General features: G+C 69.3%; 13 protein-coding genes. 3 read left to right on the top strand and 10 right to left on the bottom strand.

What is annotated here, in order from left to right; all coding sequences use genetic code 11:
• Nucleotides 1–32 precede the first annotated feature (32 nt).
• From narI to IU449_RS10520, 6 genes are all read right to left on the bottom strand, one after another.
• A complete protein-coding gene (gene narI / locus IU449_RS10545) occupies nt 33–791 on the bottom strand; it encodes a respiratory nitrate reductase subunit gamma (RefSeq protein WP_195001645.1) in 759 nt (252 codons plus the stop codon).
• Nucleotides 788–1,480, bottom strand: coding sequence for a nitrate reductase molybdenum cofactor assembly chaperone (narJ, locus tag IU449_RS10540; RefSeq protein WP_195001644.1), 693 nt, complete (start codon nt 1,478–1,480; stop codon nt 788–790). The genes narI and narJ overlap by 4 nt, the downstream gene beginning before the upstream one ends.
• Nucleotides 1,477–3,141 carry a nitrate reductase subunit beta gene (narH, locus tag IU449_RS10535; RefSeq protein ID WP_195001643.1) on the bottom strand — a complete coding sequence of 555 codons (1,665 nt, stop codon included), beginning with the start codon at nt 3,139–3,141 and terminating at the stop codon, nt 1,477–1,479. The genes narJ and narH overlap by 4 nt, the downstream gene beginning before the upstream one ends.
• Entirely contained in the window at nt 3,141–6,896 is a 3,756-nt protein-coding gene (locus tag IU449_RS10530; protein ID WP_195001642.1) for a nitrate reductase subunit alpha, read from the bottom strand. The genes narH and IU449_RS10530 overlap by 1 nt, the downstream gene beginning before the upstream one ends.
• A gap of 28 nt (nt 6,897–6,924) precedes the next feature.
• Nucleotides 6,925–8,145 (bottom strand): MFS transporter, encoded by a 1,221-nt coding sequence (locus IU449_RS10525; RefSeq protein WP_195001641.1) that lies wholly within the window; start codon nt 8,143–8,145, stop codon nt 6,925–6,927.
• Between the two features lie 445 nt (nt 8,146–8,590).
• A complete protein-coding gene (locus IU449_RS10520; RefSeq protein ID WP_195001640.1) occupies nt 8,591–10,135 on the bottom strand; it encodes an MFS transporter in 1,545 nt (514 codons plus the stop codon).
• Between the two features lie 96 nt (nt 10,136–10,231).
• Between IU449_RS10520 and IU449_RS10515 the strand changes: the two genes are divergently transcribed.
• The gene (locus IU449_RS10515; protein ID WP_195001639.1) at nt 10,232–10,777 is read left to right on the top strand and encodes a TetR/AcrR family transcriptional regulator; all 546 of its coding nucleotides are present in this window, start codon (nt 10,232–10,234) and stop codon (nt 10,775–10,777) included.
• Between the two features lie 69 nt (nt 10,778–10,846).
• On the opposite strand, the gene IU449_RS10510 is transcribed toward IU449_RS10515, so the two are convergent.
• The 3 genes from IU449_RS10510 to IU449_RS10500 all read right to left on the bottom strand — a co-directional run bounded on the left by IU449_RS10510 (nt 10,847) and on the right by IU449_RS10500 (nt 14,200).
• A complete protein-coding gene (locus tag IU449_RS10510) occupies nt 10,847–13,225 on the bottom strand; it encodes an ATP-binding cassette domain-containing protein (RefSeq protein WP_195001638.1) in 2,379 nt (792 codons plus the stop codon).
• A 100-nt stretch (nt 13,226–13,325) separates the two neighbouring features.
• Nucleotides 13,326–13,736 (bottom strand): VOC family protein, encoded by a 411-nt coding sequence (locus IU449_RS10505; protein WP_195001637.1) that lies wholly within the window; start codon nt 13,734–13,736, stop codon nt 13,326–13,328.
• 5 nt (nt 13,737–13,741) lie between these two features.
• Complete coding sequence (locus tag IU449_RS10500; RefSeq protein WP_195001636.1) at nt 13,742–14,200, bottom strand: helix-turn-helix transcriptional regulator; 459 nt, start codon at nt 14,198–14,200, stop codon at nt 13,742–13,744.
• A 238-nt stretch (nt 14,201–14,438) separates the two neighbouring features.
• On the opposite strand from IU449_RS10500, the gene IU449_RS10495 reads away from it, so the two are divergent.
• Nucleotides 14,439–14,657, top strand: a complete 219-nt coding sequence (locus IU449_RS10495) for a hypothetical protein (protein ID WP_195001635.1) — start codon at nt 14,439–14,441, stop codon at nt 14,655–14,657.
• Nucleotides 14,658–14,694: 37 nt separating this feature from the next.
• Here the strand turns inward: IU449_RS10495 and IU449_RS10490 are convergent, their stop codons facing one another.
• Nucleotides 14,695–16,320, bottom strand: coding sequence for an alkaline phosphatase D family protein (locus IU449_RS10490; RefSeq protein ID WP_195001634.1), 1,626 nt, complete (start codon nt 16,318–16,320; stop codon nt 14,695–14,697).
• Between the two features lie 145 nt (nt 16,321–16,465).
• On the opposite strand from IU449_RS10490, the gene IU449_RS10485 reads away from it, so the two are divergent.
• Nucleotides 16,466–16,960 (top strand): Dps family protein, encoded by a 495-nt coding sequence (locus IU449_RS10485; protein ID WP_195002473.1) that lies wholly within the window; start codon nt 16,466–16,468, stop codon nt 16,958–16,960.
• The last annotated feature ends 196 nt before the right edge of the window (nt 16,961–17,156 follow it).

The raw sequence follows: 17,156 nt of genomic DNA, 5'->3' as shown, positions 1-17,156 counted from the left end.
CGCGCGGTCGACCGGCTGCGCCGACGCGGTGATTACTGCACTCGCTCCCACCCGCGCCGCGGCGCGCGGGCGCCGAGTTGCTCGTCGCGGCTGCGGTAGACGATGTAGGGCCGGGTCAGATAGCCCAGGGGCATGGAGAACACGTGGACCAACCGGCTGAAGGGCCAGAAGGCGAACAGGATCCAGGCGGACAGGACGTGCAGTTGGAAGCCGAGTGGGGCCGCGAGGATGAGGGCGGTGTCGGGCTGGAAGGCGAAGATCGAGCGGAACCAGGGGGCGACGGTCTCGCGGTAGTTGTGCGGTTCGTCGGTGAGGTTGGCCAGCACGGTGGTGCCGAGGCCGAGCACGAGGGTGCCGACCAGCAGGACGTACATGATCTTGTCGTTACGGGTGGTGGCGGAGAAGACGGGGCCCACCGTGCGGCGGCGATAGATGAGGATGGCGGCGCCGGTGAGCGTCGCGACACCGGCGATCACGCCCAGGGTGACCGCGATGACGTGATACGCGGTCTCGCTGATGCCGACGGCATCGGTCAACGACTCCGGGATCAGCAGTCCGACGACGTGGCCGACGATGACGACCAGGATGCCGAAATGGAACAGCGGGCTGCCCAGGCGCAGCAGCCGGTTCTCGTAGAGCTGGGACGAGCGGGTGGTCCAGCCGAACTTGTCGTAGCGGTAGCGCCAGTAGTGGCCGACGACGAAGATCGCCAGGCTCGCATAGGGCACGGCGACCCACAGCAGGGTCTCGGCGGCGGTGGGGTCGGCGGCGCCGGCGAGATGTGCGGTCATCGGCTGGCCTCCAGTGGATCGGGCATGTGCGGGTCGGGCAGGAACAACCGAGCGGTGCTCTCGCCCTGCGAGGGCAGATAGTGCGAAGGGGCGTAGGGCGCGAGCCCGACCTGTTCCTCGGGCGGCCCCTCGGCGACGAGCCGAGCCACCGCGTCGGCTTCCGAGCCCTTCAACGCGGGCAGGGTCGCCGAGACGGAGTCGAGCACATGGCCCCACGGCGAGCCGGTCTCGTGCAGACCGAGCCGCATGACCTCCAGTCCCGCGCGATGCTCGGTGAGCAGCCGCAGCCCGGTCTCGGCGTCGCCGGAGGCGGCGAATTCCAGTACCACCGCGAGGTGATCGGGCAGTTCGCCGTCGGAGAGGTCGAGTCCGGCCGCGCGGTAGACCTGTTTGAAGCGCAGCAGCGCCACCCCGCGCTTGCGGGTGTCGCCGTAGGCGAAGTAGGTGAGGTAGGGACTGAACCGTTTGCGGTGGTCGAAGGTGGCGACGTAGTCGGCGGCCAGCTCCTCGCGGCCGACGGCGTCGACGTGGGCCAGGAACAAGCCGAGCGGTGCGCCCAGCGGTCGCGGCAGCGCGGCGGCGACGCGGCACAGGGTCGGCAGGTGCGCGGCGAAGTGATCATCGGGATAGTTCATCAGCAGCGACTGGGCCTGCCAGGCGGCCGAGCGGGTGGCGGGATCGATCTTCATCGGCCGCCGTCCCCGTCGGTCTCGCGCTCGGGCGGGAACAGGCCCTCTTCGGCGCGGCCGTCCCAGTTGAGCAGGTTCACCTGTGCGCGGTTGCCCGCCGGTGTGGTGTCCTCGGTGGTCTGGCGCTCGCGCAGCATCCGGAAGTTCTCCACCGCGATCGGGGAGACCCCGCCGGAGCTCTCACCGAACGGACCGGAGGTCATGCCGGGTCCGCCCTCGTAGTCGAGGCTGCACTCGGTCGCGAGTTCTTCCAGACCGTGCGCCTGTTCGGCGTGCGCGGCCGGAATGACGTAGCGCTCGTCGTATTTGGCCAGCGCCAGCAGCCGGAACATGTCGTAGACCTGCTCGCCGCTCATACCGACCGCGTTCGCCACCTCCTCCCTGGGCTCGCGGCCGAGGTTGATGTCGCGCATGTAGCTGCGCATGGCGGCGAGCTTGCGCAATACCTCGACCACCGGCGCCGGATCGCCCGCGGTGAACAGCTGGGCCAGATAGTCCACCGGAATGCGCAGGGCCTCGATGGCGGCGAAGAGATTGCCGTGGTCCTCGGCGTCGTGACCGGTATCGCGGACCACGTCGACGACCGGGGACAGCGGCGGGATGTACCAGACCATCGGCAGCGTGCGGTATTCCGGATGCAGGGGCAGCGCCACCCGATAGGTGTTGATCAGCGAGTAGATCGGCGACCGGCGCGCGGCCTCGACCCAGTCGTGCGGAATGCCCGCCCGCTCGGCCTCCCGGCGCACTCGTGGATCCTCCGGGTCGAGGAAGACCTCGCGCTGCGCGTCGTAGAGATCCCGCTCGTTCGGGGTCGACGCCGCCTCGAGCACCTTGTCGGCGTCGTAGAGGACCAGGCCGATGTAGCGCAGCCGTCCCACGCAGGTCTCGGCGCACACGGTCGGCAGACCGACCTCCACGCGCGGAAAACAGAACGTGCACTTCTCCGCTTTGCCGGTGCGGTGATTGAAATAGACCTTCTTGTAGGGGCAGCCCGAGACGCACATGCGCCAGCCGCGGCAGCGGTCCTGGTCGACGAGCACGATGCCGTCCTCGGAGCGCTTGTAGATCGCGCCCGAGGGGCACGAGGCCGCGCACGAGGGATTGAGGCAGTGCTCGCAGATCCGGGGCAGATAGAACATGAAGGTCTGCTCGAACTCGAACTTCACCTGGTCGGCGATCTTCGCCAGCATCGGGTCCTTGTGGCCGTGCTCGGGTGCGCCGCCGAGGTCGTCGTCCCAGTTGGCCGACCAGGAGATCTTGGTGTCCTTGCCGGTGATGAGAGATTTCGGCCTGGCCACCGGGGTGTGCTCCTGGGCGGGCGCGGTGGTGAGATTGCGGTAGTCGTAGGTCCACGGCTCGTAGTAGTCGCCGAGCGCGGGCAGTTTCGGATTGCTGAAGATGGTGAGCAGCTTGCGCAACCGGCCGCCGCCCTTCAACCGCAGCCTGCCCCTGCGGTCCAGCGACCAGCCGCCGCGCCACTGCTCCTGATCCTCGTATGTGCGTGGATATCCTTGGCCCGGACGGGTTTCCACATTGTTGAACCAGACGTACTCCACCCCGGAGCGGTTGGTCCACGCCTGTTTGCAGGTGACCGAACAGGTGTGGCAGCCGATGCACTTGTCGAGGTTCATCACCATCGCCATCTGCGCCATGATTCGCATCAGTAGCTCACTTCCTGGCTGCGCTTGCGGATGACGGTCACTTCGTCCCGCTGGTTGCCGGTCGGGCCGAGATAGTTGAACGCGAAACTCAATTGGGCGTAGCCGCCGATGAGGTGGCTGGGTTTGACCAGCAGGCGGGTCAGCGAGTTGTGGATGCCGCCGCGGCGGCCGGTGGTCTCGCTGAGCGGCACGTCGATCAGCCGTTCCTGCGCGTGGTACATGTACACCGTGCCCTCGGGCATGCGGTGCGAGACGATCGCGCGGGCCACCACGACGCCGTTGCGGTTCACCGCCTCGATCCAATCGTTGTCGGCGATGCCGACTTTCGCCGCGTCCAGCGGTGACATCCAGATCGTCGGGCCGCCGCGCGAGAGGCTGAGCATGAACAGGTTGTCCTGGTACTCGGAGTGGATCGACCACTTGCTGTGCGGGGTGAGATAGCGCACCGCGATGCCCAGTTCGCCGGTCTCGCCCACGCCGGGTTCGCCGAACAGTTCGTGCATCGACAGTGGCGGCCGGAAGACCGGCAGGTTCTCGCCGAGTTCGCTCATCCAGTCGTGATCGAGATAGAAGTGCTGGCGGCCGGTGAGGGTGTGCCAGGGCTTGTCGCGTTCGACATTGATGGTGAACGGCGAGTAGCGGCGCCCGCCGGTCTCCGACCCCGACCACTCCGGGGAGGTGATCACCGGCACCGGCGCGGCCTGGGTGTCGGCGAAGGTGATGCGCTTGCCCTCGTGCTCGGCGGCCAGATCGGCCAGTTCCGTGCCGGTGCGGCGCTCGAGCGCGCGGAAACCCTGGGTGGCCAGATGTCCGTTGGTGGTGCCGGACAGGGCGAGGATGGCCTCGCAGGCGTGCACGTCGCGCAGCAGCGAGGGACGCCCGTCGGCGGGCCCGCCGCGGATCGTGCCGTTCTTCTCCCGCAGGTAGGCCACCTCGCGTTCCAGGTCGTAGGTGATGCCCTTGGTGGTCGCGCCGAGGGTGTCGGCGAGCGGGCCCAGTGCGCGCATCTTGTCCGCCACCGCGCCGTAGTCACGCTCCACGACAACGAATTTCGGCATGTTCTTGCCGGGCACCGGCTCGTGTTCGCCGTCGCGCCAGTCGGCCACCCGGCCGTGCGGTGTCGCCAGCTCGTCGGGGGTGTCGTGCAGCAGGGGGACCGCGACCGCGTCCTTGCGCACGCCGAGCCGATCGCGAGCCAGCGCGCTGAAGGTCTCGGCGATGGTCTGGAAGGCGTCCCAGTCGGTGCGGGTCTGCCACGGCGGGGCGATCGCCGGATTGAACGAGTGCACGAACGGGTGCATGTCGGTCGTGTTCAGGTCGTGCTTCTCGTACCAGGTGGCGGCGGGCAGCACGACATCGGAGAAGACGGTGGTGCTGGTCATCCGGAAGTCCAGGCACAACAGCAGATCGAGCTTGCCGCGCGGGGCCTGCTCCTGCCAGACCACATCGCGCGGGCGCGCGCCCGGCGGCGCCTCCGAGGCTCGCAGCGAGGAATCGGTGCCGAGCAGGTGTTCGAGGAAGTACTCGTTGCCCTTGCCGGACGAGCCGAGCAGATTGGCGCGCCAGACGGTGAGCACGCGCGGGAAGTTGGCCGGGGCATCAGGGTCCTCACAGGCGAATCGCAGCCGTCCCGCCCGCAATTCCCCGACGATGTACTCCCCGACGGGCACCCCGAGACGCTCTGCCGCCACGGCGATGTCCAGCGGATTGCGGTCGAAGGTCGGATAGGACGGCATCCAGCCCAGGCGTGCCGCCTGCGCGATGACGTCGGCGGTGCTCATGCCCGCCAGCTGTCCGTCGGCGTGCGCGGCGGACAGCGTGTCGGCGCCGAACGGGTCGTACCGGAACTGGTCGGTGTGCAGATACCAGTAGGCGGTCTGGATCATCTGCCGCGGCGGGCGGGTCCAGTCCAGCGCGAACGCCAGCTGCGACCACCCGGTGACCGGCCTGCACTTCTCCTGCCCCACATAGTGCGCCCATCCGCCGCCGTTGACGCCCTGGCAGCCGGTCAGCGTGGTCAGGGTGAGGAAGGCGCGATAGATGGTGTCGGAGTGGAACCAGTGATTGGTGCCCGCGCCCATCACGATCATCGACCGGCCACGGCTCTCTTCGGCATTGGCCGCGAACTCCCGGCCGATGCGCGCGGCGGCCGCCGCGGGCACGCCGGTGATCTTTTCCTGCCAGGCAGGGGTACAGGGCTCGGAGGGGTCGTCATAGCCGGTGGGCCACTGACCGGGCAGGCCGTCGCGACGCACGCCGTACTGGGCGAGCAGCAGGTCGAAGACCGTGGTCACCAGGTGCCCGTTCACCCGGGTCACCGGGACGCCGCGGCGCAGCAGGGCGGGCGAGCCATCAGCGGAGTCGAAACGCGGCAGTGTCACCGTGACCGCCTCCTCGCCCAGCACGGTGAGCCGGGGGACGACCTCGCCGAGCCGCAGGTTCCAGCGGCCCGCGCCCTGATCGCCGTAGCGGAAGCCCAGCGAGCCGTTCGGCACCACCGGACGCCCGGTCGCGTCGTCGAGCAGCACCGTCTTGAACTCGGCGTTGTCGTGAGCCGTGTCGTCCCCGGCGACTGTCCGGCGTGCCTCGTCTCCGGGGCGAACCTCGCCCAGGTCGGCAGCCGTGAGGAACTTGCCCGGCCGGTACCCGCCGTCGTGTTCGTCGATCCGGACCAGGAAGGGCAGGTCGGTGAAGCGACGGACGTAGTCGGTGAAATAGGAGACCTGACGGTCGACGAAGAACTCCCGCAGCACCACGTGCCCCATGGCCAGCGCCAGCGCGCCGTCGGTGCCGGGCACGGGAGCGAGCCATTCGTCGGCGAACTTCACGTTGTCGGCGTAGTCGGGGGAGACCGCGATGACCTTCTGCCCCCGGTAGCGCGCCTCGGCCATCCAGTGCGCGTCGGGGGTGCGGGTCACCGGCAGGTTGGAGCCCCACATGATCAGATAACCCGCGTCCCACCAGTCTCCGGATTCGGGCACGTCGGTCTGGTCGCCGAACACCTGCGGCGAGGCGACGGGAAGATCGGCGTACCAGTCGTAGAACGAGAGCATCGTGCCGCCCAGCAGGGAGACGAACCGGGCGCCCGAGGCGTGCGAGACCATCGACATGGCCGGAATCGGCGAGAAGCCGGCGACGCGGTCGGGCCCGTAGGCCGCGATGGTGTGCACATGCGCGGCGGCGACGATCTCGGCGGCCTCGTCCCAGCTCGCGCGGACCAGCCCGCCCTTGCCGCGGGCCGACTTGTAGCGCCGGGCCTTCTCCGGGTCTTCGACGATCTCCGCCCACGCCGCCACCGGATCACCGGTGCGCGCCTTGGCCTCCCGGTACATCTCGAGCAGCACACCGCGCACATACGGGTAGCGGACCCGGGTGGGGGAGTAGGTGTACCAGGAGAACGCTGCGCCGCGCGGGCAGCCGCGCGGCTCGTATTCGGGTTTGTCGGGACCGACCGAGGGATAGTCGGTCTGCTGGGTTTCCCAGGTGATGATCCCGTCCTTGACGTAGATCTTCCAGGAGCACGAGCCGGTGCAGTTCACGCCGTGGGTCGAGCGCACCACCTTGTCGTGGCTCCAGCGGTCCCGGTAGAACTGGTCGGCCGCTCTGCCGCCGGACTGGTACATCGCCCGCAGGTCCGGCGACACCTCCGTTCCGGTGCGCAGTGTCCGGTTGAAGAACCGGCGTGTGCGGACCAGGGCATCGGTCAGTTCGGTGTCCAGCTGCGGGGCGGGTGCGCCCTTCCGGGAACCGGCCATGGGTATTCCTTCCGTCGCGGGGGACAGCTCACGCGTTGGCTGCCACGGCTTTTCGCACCACGGTGAGAGTGAAGATCATCGCGGCCAGCGCCACGACCGCCAGCGCGAGCAGGCCGGGGCCGTAATCGGAGATCGCGCCGTAGATCGCGCCCATCACCAGCGGCGGCACGAATCCGCCGAGCCCGCCCGCCGCGCCGACGACGCCGGTGACCGCGCCGACCTTGCCCGGCGGCGCGAGCAAGGCCACCAGCGCGAAGGTCGCGCCGCTGCCGGTGCCCAGCGCGGCCGCCATCGCCAGGAACGCGATGGTGCCGATCGGCATGAGAGCGGGAGTGAAGGAGTCCGCGAACGCGCCGACCGCGACGATGCCCAGGGCGACCGTCAGCACGGTGACCGCGCCGAACCGGTCCGACAGCCAGCCGCCGACCGGACGCATGACCACTGCCAGCAGCACGAATCCGGCCATCCGGTTGGCCGCGTCGGATTGGGTCAGCTCGTAGGCGCTCTTGAGGTAGGAGGGCAGATAGACCGAGAACGCGACGAAACCGCCGAAGGTCACCGCGTAGAGCACCGAGGCCTGCCAGGTGGCGGGCAGTCGCAGGGCCTGGCCCAGACGGGTGAGCATCGGCTCGGCCGGTGCGGTACGGCCGGGCGCGTCGCGCAGCAGCAGCCATGCCACGACCGCGTAGATCGACAGCGTGGCGGCGCACAGCAGGAACGGGGTCGACAGACCGCCCGCTTCGACCAGGGGAACCGTGGTCAGCGCGCTGATCGCGGTGCCGCCCATGCCCGCGCCGTACACCCCGATCGCCAGCCCCTGCCGCTGCGGCGGGAACCACCTGCTGACGAACGGCACGCCGATGGCGAAGGTGGTGCCGCCGAGACCGAGGAAGAAGCCGCCGATCAACAGCCCCGCCAGGGAGTCGTGGCCGATCAGCCCGAGGAACAGCACCGGCACGACGGTGATCAGCGAGACCAGCGGGAACATCACCCGGCCGCCGAACCGGTCGGTCAGCGCGCCCACCGGGATCCGGCCCAGCGCGCCGACGATCACCGGCACCGCCACCACCAGCGACTCGGCGAACGCGCCCAGTCCCAGCGACTCCTCGAATCGGGGAGCCAGCGGGCTCAGCAATGCCCAGGCCCAGAAATTGAGGGCGAAGCCGACGGTCGCCAGCACCAGCATGAGTGTGCGGCCGCCGACCGCGCTCCTGGTCCGGCCCGTGGCCGAAGTATCCACCGCTCCCATCGTCGCTCCCTCGACTCGTTCGCGTGCGGGCGGGTGTTGTCCGGAACCGGAAGATGTCCGCGGCATCGGCTCATCCGGAGACCGACGGAAACCGTCTCGGGTCCGGCGGAACGGATGAGCTGCCGGGCGTGCGATGTCGGGAAGACGACGCGGATTCCGGCTGTCCGGTGGCTTCCGGAAGTCCGCGGCGCATTCCTGCTGGCAGGGGCCAGCGTACCCCCGGAGAGTGGAACGGCCGGTGAACGCTGCACAGAGAGTTGCCATCCGGCGGATGATTCGGGCCTCCGCCGCGAAAACCGTTCCTGCGGAGAGTCTTATGCCTCTGGAAGTTCCGCCCGGTCGTCGGATCGGTATGCGCCCGGCGACAGCGCCCGCGAGGTGTCGTTCGCCCGGCTGATCTGCGGCGGATACCTCCGATTGCGCCGTGTGTTCGGCCGGGACAGGGTCAGCTCGCCGACGAGCGCAGCCGGAACGCGAAGGCCGCGGCGATCAGCAGCACCGCCGCGACACCCGCGGTGGCCGAATGGATGCCGGTGACGAATGCCTCGTGTACCGAGGTGAGGACTGTCTCGGCGGTCGCTTCCGGTAGTCCGTGGGCGAATGCGGTCGCGGCGGACAGCGATTCGCCCGCCTCGCCGGGTAGGCCCGCGGGGCGCAGGGTATTGCGGAAGATGGCCATCACCATGCTGCCGAGCAGGGCGACGCCCAGCGCGAGGCCGGTCTCGTAGGCGGTTTCCGACACCGCCGCCGCCGCGCCGGCGCGCTCGGCCGGGGCCGAGCTGATCACCAGGTCCGCGGAGACCGTCAGTGCCACGCCCACGCCCGCGCCGATACCGAGGAAACCGAGGACGAAGGGCGCGGTAGCCGCGGTGGCGTCGGAGCCCAGCAGCAGCAACAGTGCCGCGCCTGCGGCGGCGGTCGCCAGCGCACCGGCCAGCACGGTGCCCGGACGCAGTCGTCTCACCAGCCACGCGGCGGCGAGCGAGCCGAGCACCCCGGCGATCAGGCCGGGCAGCAACAGCACGCCCGCGCGCAGCGGCGAGTGGCCGAGCACGAGCTGCAGGTACTGCGAGCCGAAGAACAGCACGCCGGCCAGGGCGAAGACGGCCAGCAGGTTGGTCAGCACGGCGGTACGGAAGGCGGGCCGGTCGAACAGGGTCAGATCCAGCATCGGCCGCGCGAGCCGTCGCTGCCTGCGCACGAACAGTGTGCCTGCGAGCAGGCCCGCGGTGGCGGCCACGGCGAGTATCGGCCGCGGGCCGTGCGCGGCGGTCTCCTTCACCGCGTAGACGATCGGCACCAGGGTGAGCATCGACAGCGCCGCGCTCGGCAGGTCGAACCGGCCGGGGGCGGGATCGCGCGATTCGGGGATCAACACCGGGGCCAGCGCGACCAGAACGAGCATGACCGGCAGGTTCACCAAGAACACCGAACCCCACCAGTAGTGCTCGAGCAGCCATCCGCCCAGCAGCGGACCGGCGGCCGCGCCACCTCCGGCCATCGCGCTCCACACCGCGATGGCGACGGTGCGCTGGCGCGGATCGTGGAACATCGACCGGATCAGGCCCAATGTGGCGGGCATCAGCGTCGCGCCCGCGACACCCTGCAACACGCGGGCGGCGATGAGCATGGCGGGCGAGACAGCCCACGCTGCCACCGCCGACGCCAGCCCGAATCCGACGGCGCCGATGATCAGCAGCTTACGGCGGCCGATGCGGTCGCCGAGATCGCCCATCACCACCAGCAGTCCGGCGAGCACGAACGAGTACACGTCGATGATCCACAGCAACTGCGGGGTGGTGGGCGCGAGGTCGGCGCTGAGGGCCGGCACCGCGAGGTCGAGCACGGTGGCGTCGACGGCCAGCAGCAGCAGGGCGAGGGCGAGGACAGCCAGCCCCGCCCAGTCGCGCGGGGTGGCGCGCGGGGGGAGGGTGTGGTCGGGAGAGGTGCGGGTGGGAGAGGGGGGTGTGGAGGACGCCGGGGCGTTCATGACTTTCTCGACTTCCGTCGCTCGAAGGGCCGGACTATTTACCGTCCAGACGGTACAGTACTACGCAGCACCGGCCGGCCGGTATAGTCGTGCGCCGTGACATCCAGCACTCGCGACCGGATTCTGGACGCGCTCGAGGCCGTCCTGCTGGACAAAGGCATGTCCCGGGTGACCCTGGAGAACGTCGCCGCCGCGGCGGGCGTCTCCAAAGGCGGCTTGCTCTACCACTTCAAGAGCAAGGAGGCGCTGCTCACCGGCCTGGTCGGGCGATTGGGCGCGCGCGTCGAACAGCAGCTGGCCGAGACCCGCGCCAAAGGCGGCGGCGTCGCCGAGTGGTACCTGCAGACTCCCGATCCACAGGACACGAGCGAGGCCGTGGAACTCGAGCTGTACCGCTCGATGCTGGCCACCATGCGCACCGTCGACGCCACCTCGGGTTCGGGCGGTGAAAGCATCCAGCGGGCCCTGGCCGATCTCATGGCCTCCTGGTCGGACGGCTTGGAGGCCGAGGTCGGCGACCAGGTGCGCGCCGACCTGATCCGCCTGGTCGGCGACGGCGTCTACCTGCGTGCCCTGCTCGGCATCGCGCCCATGGACCCGCAGCGGTACCGGCGGGTGGTCGAGCGCTTGCTGGGGCGCTGAGACCTCGCCCGCCACGCGCGGTCGATCGGTTCCGGGGTGCCCCGGAACCGATCGCAATCCGCGAGGTGATCAGCCGCCGACGTACTCGGCCAGATGCTTGCCGGTGAGGGTGGTCCCGTCGGCGATCAGCTCGGCGGGGGTGCCTTCGAAGACGACCTTGCCGCCGTCGTGACCCGCGCCGGGGCCGAGGTCGATGATCCAGTCGGCGTGGGCCATGACGGCCTGGTGGTGTTCGATGACGATGACCGTCTTGCCCGCGTCGACGAGACGGTCGAGCAGCCCGAGCAGATTGGCGACATCGGCGAGGTGCAGGCCGGTGGTGGGTTCGTCGAGGATGTAGATCTCGCCCTTGTCGGCCATCTGGCTCGCCAGCTTGAGGCGCTGGCGTTCGCCGCCGGACAGGGTGGTCAGGGGCTGGCCGAGGGTGATGTAGCCGAGGCCGACGTCGGTGATGCGCTGCAGGATCTTGTGCGCGGCGGGGGTGCGGGCCTCGCCCGTGCCGAAGAAATCGGCGGCTTCGGCGGCGGGCATCGAGAGGACTTCGCTGATGTCGCGGCCGCCGAGGCGGTAGTCGAGCACCGAGGCGTCGAAGCGTTTGCCCTCGCACAGTTCACACACCGTGGACACGCTCGCCATCGGGCCGAGGTCGGTGTAGACGACGCCCGCGCCGTTGCAGGTGGGGCAGGCGCCTTCCGAATTCGGGCTGAACAGAGCGGGTTTCACGCCGTTGGCCTTGGCGAAGGCTTTGCGGATGGGGTCGAGCAGGCCGGTGTAGGTGGCGGGGTTGGAGCGGCGCGAGCCCTTGATGGCGGTCTGGTCGACCACCACGACGCCGTCGCGCTTGCCGAGGTTGCCGTGGATCAGGGAACTCTTGCCCGAGCCCGCGACGCCGGTGACGACGGTGAGGATACCGGTGGGGACGTCGACGTCGACGTCGCGCAGATTGTTCTGGTTCGCGCCGCGGATCTCGAGCACTCCGGTGGCCTCGCGGACGGTGTCCTTCGGCGTGGCGCGGTATCCGAGGTGGCGTCCGGTGCGGGTGTCGGACCTGTGCAGGCCGTCGACATCGCCTTGGTAGCAGATGGTGCCGCCGTCGGTGCCCGCGCCGGGACCGAGGTCGACCACATGGTCGGCGATCACGATGGTCTCGGGCTTGTGCTCGACCACCAGCACGGTATTGCCTTTGTCGCGCAGGCGGATCAGCAGTTCGTTCATACGCTGGATGTCGTGCGGGTGCAGGCCGATGGTCGGCTCGTCGAAGACGTAGGTGACGTCGGTGAGCGCCGAGCCGAGATGACGAATCATCTTGGTGCGCTGGGCTTCACCGCCGGACAGGGTGCCCGCGGGGCGGTCCAGCGACAGGTAACCCAGGCCGATCTCGACGAAGCCGTCGAGGGTGTGGCGCAGGGTCCTCAGCAGCGGCGCGACCGACGGCTCGTCGAGATCACGCACCCAGTCGGCGAGATCGGTAATCTGCATGGCGCACGCGTCGGCGATGCTGATGCCCTTGATCTTCGACGAGCGGGTCAGCTCGCTCAGCCGGGTGCCCTCGCATTCGGGACAGGAGGCGAAGGTGATGGCCCGATCGACGAAGGCGCGGATGTGCGGCTGCATCGCCTCGCGGTCCTTGGACAGGAACGACTTCTGGATGCGCGGGATCAGGCCCTCGTAGGTGACATTGATGTTGTCGACCTTGATCTTGGTCGGCTCCTTGTAGAGCAGATCGTTGAGCTCGCGCTTGGTGTACTTGCGGATCGGCTTGTTCGGGTCGAGGAAGCCCGAGCCCATGAAGATGCGGCCGTACCAGCCGTCCATGCTGTAGCCGGGAATGGTGAGCGCGCCCTCGGCCAGCGATTTGCCGTCGTCGTAGAGGGCGGTCAGGTCGAAGTCGGAGACCTTGCCCATGCCCTCGCAGCGCGGACACATCCCGCCGGTGACGCTGAACTCGCGCCGTTCACGGATCTCGCGTCCGCCCTTCTCCACGGTGACCGCGCCCGCGCCGCTGATGGAGGCGACGTTGAACGAGAAGGCCTGCGGGCCACCGATGTGCGGGGTGCCCAGGCGGCTGAACAGGATGCGCAGCAGCGCGTTGGCGTCGGTGGCGGTGCCGACGGTGGAGCGGACATTGGCGCCCATCCGCTCCTGATCGACGATGATCGCGGTGGTCAGCCCCTCGAGCAGATCCACCTCGGGACGGGCCAGGGTCGGCATGAACCCCTGCACGAAAGCGCTGTAGGTCTCGTTGATCATCCGCTGTGATTCGGCGGCGATGGTGCCGAAGACCAGCGAGCTCTTGCCCGATCCGGACACGCCGGTGAAGACCGTGAGCCTGCGTTTGGGGATCTCGACGCTGACGTCCTTCAGATTGTTCTCGCGCGCGCCCTGCACGCGGATCACATCGTGGGTGTCGGCAACGTGCGGGGTGTCCGTGGCGGGGGCCGGGCTCATCGGATCTCCATCGGTCGGCAGATCGGGCTGTCAGTCGGTGAACTGGCAGGGGCGGTACGCGCAGGCAGGGTACCGGCTGGCGGGGACAGAAAGGGCAGAGTCAGCGACGCTGCTGGATGCGGATCATGTTGCCCGCCGGATCGCGCAGGGCGAAGTCGCGCACGCCGTAGGGCTGGTCGATCGGCTCCTGCACGATCTCCACATCGCGCGCCTGCAGCTTTTCGAAGGCGGCGTCGACGTCGTCGGAGGCGAGCAGGATCGACCCGTAGGTGCCCTTGGCCATCATTTCGGTGATGGTCCGGCGCTCCTCCTCGGTGATACCGGGGTCGGCGGCGGGCGGATGCAGCACGATGGAGGTGCTGGGCTGTCCGGGCGGGCCGACGGTGAGCCAGCGCATGCCCTCGTAGCCGACGTCCTGGCGCAGTTCGAAGCCGAGGGCGTCGCGGTAGAAGGCCAGCGCGGCCTCGGCGTCGTCGTGGGGAAGGAAGCTGGAAGCGATGGTGATGTCCATGACGATCACGCTAGTTGCGGCGGATGCGCCGGCGCTTCTCGATTCCTGACCGGTCTGGTGACTTTCTTGACCACGAGCGAGGGCAGATCCACCGGCGCTTCGGCGGCCTGTTTGCGGTAGGCGCTGGGGGACATGCCGACCAGCTCGGTGAAACGGGTGCTGAAGGTACCCAGCGAGGAGCAGCCGACTTCGAAGCAGACCTCGGTGACGCTGAGGTCGCCGCGGCGCAGCAGGGCCATGGCGCGCTCGATGCGGCGGGTCATCAGATAGCTGTAGGGAGATTCGCCGTACGCGGCGCGGAACTGCCTGCTCAGGTGTCCCGCGGACATGTGCGCGTCGCGCGCGAGCGCCTCCACGTCGAGCGGGCGGGCGTATTCACGGTCGATGCGGTCGCGCACCCGGCGCAATCGGGCGAGATCACGGAGGCGCTGTTCAGAGCCGTTCTTACCGGTCACCTGCCCCATCGTCGCACATCAGGCGACGGCGCCCAGCGGGGCGCGACACGCGCCCGGTGCCCCCGGTCCGCCCGGTGCGATTCCGCACGGCCGGAGCCGCTGCGCTCGGCCGGTCCCGGCCGCGGCCGCGATCGGCGAAACCGGACATTTCCACGGTCCCCGGGACTATCCTGAGCGCCACCGACGCCCGTCCGGCCGAGCCGGTGACGGCCGGACGGGCGGTGTCGTCATCGGTCAGGAGGTCGCGATGTCGAAGCGCATCACCGCTCGCACGGTCTGGCGGTACTTCATGCGGGGGTTCCTGCTCTACGGCGCGGGTGTCGGCGGCCTGATGCCCTGCTACGACGAATGGCTGCGTCGCTCCCAGGACGAGGAACTGGCCGACGCGCTGGGGCACGCCGCGCAGTGGGACTGGTCCGTGCCGCACCGGTGGTACGACGCCGCGCACGGACCCAGGCAGAACTGAGCGGCTCGGGAATCGTACTCGTCGAGCAACCGAACCCTCAGCGCTCGCTGCCCCGGACCGGCGCCGGACCCGGGGCCGACGCGGCATGTTCGGAGTCCGCGACCACCCCCGGCACACCGTTCTCGACGACATAGGTTGCCCTGGTGTGGATCGGCGCGCCCTTGCGGTCGATGTAGGGGACGACCCGGAAGTCGTTGCGCCAGAGCCGATGATCCAGATCCACCCGCACGTAACCGCGCTGTGAGTTGAAGAACTGCAGGTCCGGATTGGCGGCGAGCAGCATGCGCCCGATGCCGTCCAGATCGTGGCCGTTGCCACCGGTGGTGATCGAGGTGCCGGTGAATTCCGCCGCGACCACGGGTGACCCGGGGTCGGAGTAGTCCGCGCGCAGGTTCGAGGCCTGGTTGTGGTGGCGGTCACCGGTGATCACGACGAGGTTGCCGACGCCGCTCTCGGCGGCTGTGCCCAGGACCAGATCGCGGTCGGCGGTGTAGCCGTCCCAGGAGTCGGTCGAGATCGTCAGTCCGGGGCCGGGATCGATGTCGGTTTCGCTCATGCCGACCTGATTGCCCAGGATCTGCCAGCGGGCCCTGGAATCCGTCAGTCCGTCGAGCAGCCAGTCGCGTTGCGGGGCACCGAGAATGCTGCGCTCGGGGTCGGCGACCTCGGGGCAGTCCGAGGTGGTGTTCTCACTGCAGACCTGGGCCGAGCGGTACTGGCGGGTGTCGAGCATGGTGAGTTCGGCCAGATCTCCCCAGCCGAAACGGCGGTGCATCAGCATCGACGGCCCGTTCGGCAGCTGTGCCCGGCGCAGTGGTTGATGCTCGTACATGGCCTGGAACGCGGCGGCCCTGCGGCGGCGGAACAACGCGGGCAGGCGGTAGATGTCGAAGCCGAGACCAGGATGGTCGGCGGCCCAGTTGTTGTCGACCTCGTGATCATCGAAGGTGACGATCCACGGGAAGGCGGCGTGCGCGTCGCGCAGCGGCTGCTCGGCCTTGCCTTGGGCGTAGCGGAGACGGTAGCCGGTCAGGTCGGTGGCTTCGCCGGTGAGGACCGCGGGCTCGTCGAGCCGATTGTGCCGCCAGCTCTTCTCGTAGATGTAGTCGCCCAGGTGCACCACCAGCTCCAGATCCTCGGCGGCCAGATGCTCGTAGGCGGTGAAGTAGCCGGCGCTCCAGGCCTGGCAGGACGCGAAGGCGAAGCGCAGCCTCTCGACGGCCTGGCCGCGGGCGGGCGCGGTGCGGGTGCGGCCTACCGGGGAGATCACCGATCCGGCGCGAAATCGATAGTGGTACCAGCGATCCGGCTCCAGGCCATGGATCTCCGGATGCACCGAATGCGCCAGTTCCCTGGTGGCCACGGCGGTGCCGCGCCGCACCACCGAGCGGAAGTGCTCGTCGTGGGCGATCTCGTAATCGACCGAGACCGGAGCGTTCATCATGCCGCCGTGCCCGTCGGGAGCCAGCGGGTCGGGGGCGAGCCTGGTCCACAACACGACACTGTCGGGAGCGGGGTCGCCGGAGGCGACACCCAGGGTGAACGGGTCCGCCGACCATCGCGGAGCACGGAACCGGCCGCTGCTCGCCGCCGACGTTCCCACCAGCACGGCGACCGACCCGGTGGCGGCCAGGCGCAGCGCCTGCCTGCGGGGGATTGCCATATCGCCACGGTACCGCCACCGGAGGCGCCGACGCGGGCCGTCATGAGCTCGACCGGCAGGTGTGGCCGTGCTCGCTTCCTGGTTGACCGCGGCGGTGCTGGGTAAGCCCGAACGTGACACCGTCCGACGATCGGAAAGGCATCAGATGTCCCAGCCCATCACCAGTACCCTCGATTCCGAGCAGCGGCGCATCGCGGGCGACGCCTTGCGCGCGACGGTGGCCGATCTGATCGATCTGTCGCTGATCGCCAAGCAAGCGCACTGGAACGTCATCGGCCCGAACTTCCGTTCGGTGCACCTGGCGCTGGACGAGCTCGTCACCGCGGCCCGTGACTTCACCGACTCGGCCGCCGAGCGCGCCACCGCCATCGGCGTCAGCCCCGACGGCCGGGCCGCCAGCGTGGCCCGTGATTCCGGCGCGCCGGGCATCGGCGACAGCTGGCTCGAGGACACCGCCGTGATCGACTCGATCGTGGCCAATCTCGCCGCGGTCATCAGCCGATTGCGTGAGCGCATCGACGCCACCGAGAAGGCAGATCCGGTCACCCAGGACCTGTTCATCGCGATCGCCGCGCGACTCGAGCAACTGCACTGGATGTGGCAGGCACAGGTCGCCACTGTTCGAACCACCTCGGCCTGATCGCTTCATCTCCCGCGCCCCGAAGACTGCGCCCGCTGCCGACCGCACGGCGGCGGGCGCCATCGGGTCTGCTCCCATCTCGGCCGGACCCGTGCTGGTTAAACCGCACAATCTTTCCGGTGTGGGCTATCGCGCGCGGCGACTCATGACGTTCACTCGGAGTTCGGCACCGTATCCTCGGCGGTGCCGCACATAT

Origin of the sequence: Nocardia higoensis (genome assembly GCF_015477835.1) — a bacterium.
Classification (GTDB): domain Bacteria; phylum Actinomycetota; class Actinomycetes; order Mycobacteriales; family Mycobacteriaceae; genus Nocardia; species Nocardia higoensis_A.
This window is presented reverse-complemented; position numbering and strand designations above follow the sequence as displayed.

Coding starts and splice junctions, on each gene's coding strand:
- IU449_RS10495 (WP_195001635.1), top strand. CDS start 14,439: ATGTCGAAGCGCATCACCGCTCGCACGGTCTGGCGGTACTTCATGCGG.
- IU449_RS10490 (WP_195001634.1), bottom strand. CDS start 16,320: ATGGCAATCCCCCGCAGGCAGGCGCTGCGCCTGGCCGCCACCGGGTCG.
- IU449_RS10505 (WP_195001637.1), bottom strand. CDS start 13,736: ATGGACATCACCATCGCTTCCAGCTTCCTTCCCCACGACGACGCCGAG.
- IU449_RS10520 (WP_195001640.1), bottom strand. CDS start 10,135: ATGAACGCCCCGGCGTCCTCCACACCCCCCTCTCCCACCCGCACCTCT.
- IU449_RS10485 (WP_195002473.1), top strand. CDS start 16,466: ATGTCCCAGCCCATCACCAGTACCCTCGATTCCGAGCAGCGGCGCATC.
- IU449_RS10510 (WP_195001638.1), bottom strand. CDS start 13,225: ATGAGCCCGGCCCCCGCCACGGACACCCCGCACGTTGCCGACACCCAC.
- IU449_RS10525 (WP_195001641.1), bottom strand. CDS start 8,145: ATGGGAGCGGTGGATACTTCGGCCACGGGCCGGACCAGGAGCGCGGTC.
- IU449_RS10530 (WP_195001642.1), bottom strand. CDS start 6,896: ATGGCCGGTTCCCGGAAGGGCGCACCCGCCCCGCAGCTGGACACCGAA.
- narH (WP_195001643.1), bottom strand. CDS start 3,141: ATGCGAATCATGGCGCAGATGGCGATGGTGATGAACCTCGACAAGTGC.
- IU449_RS10500 (WP_195001636.1), bottom strand. CDS start 14,200: ATGGGGCAGGTGACCGGTAAGAACGGCTCTGAACAGCGCCTCCGTGAT.
- narJ (WP_195001644.1), bottom strand. CDS start 1,480: ATGAAGATCGATCCCGCCACCCGCTCGGCCGCCTGGCAGGCCCAGTCG.
- narI (WP_195001645.1), bottom strand. CDS start 791: ATGACCGCACATCTCGCCGGCGCCGCCGACCCCACCGCCGCCGAGACC.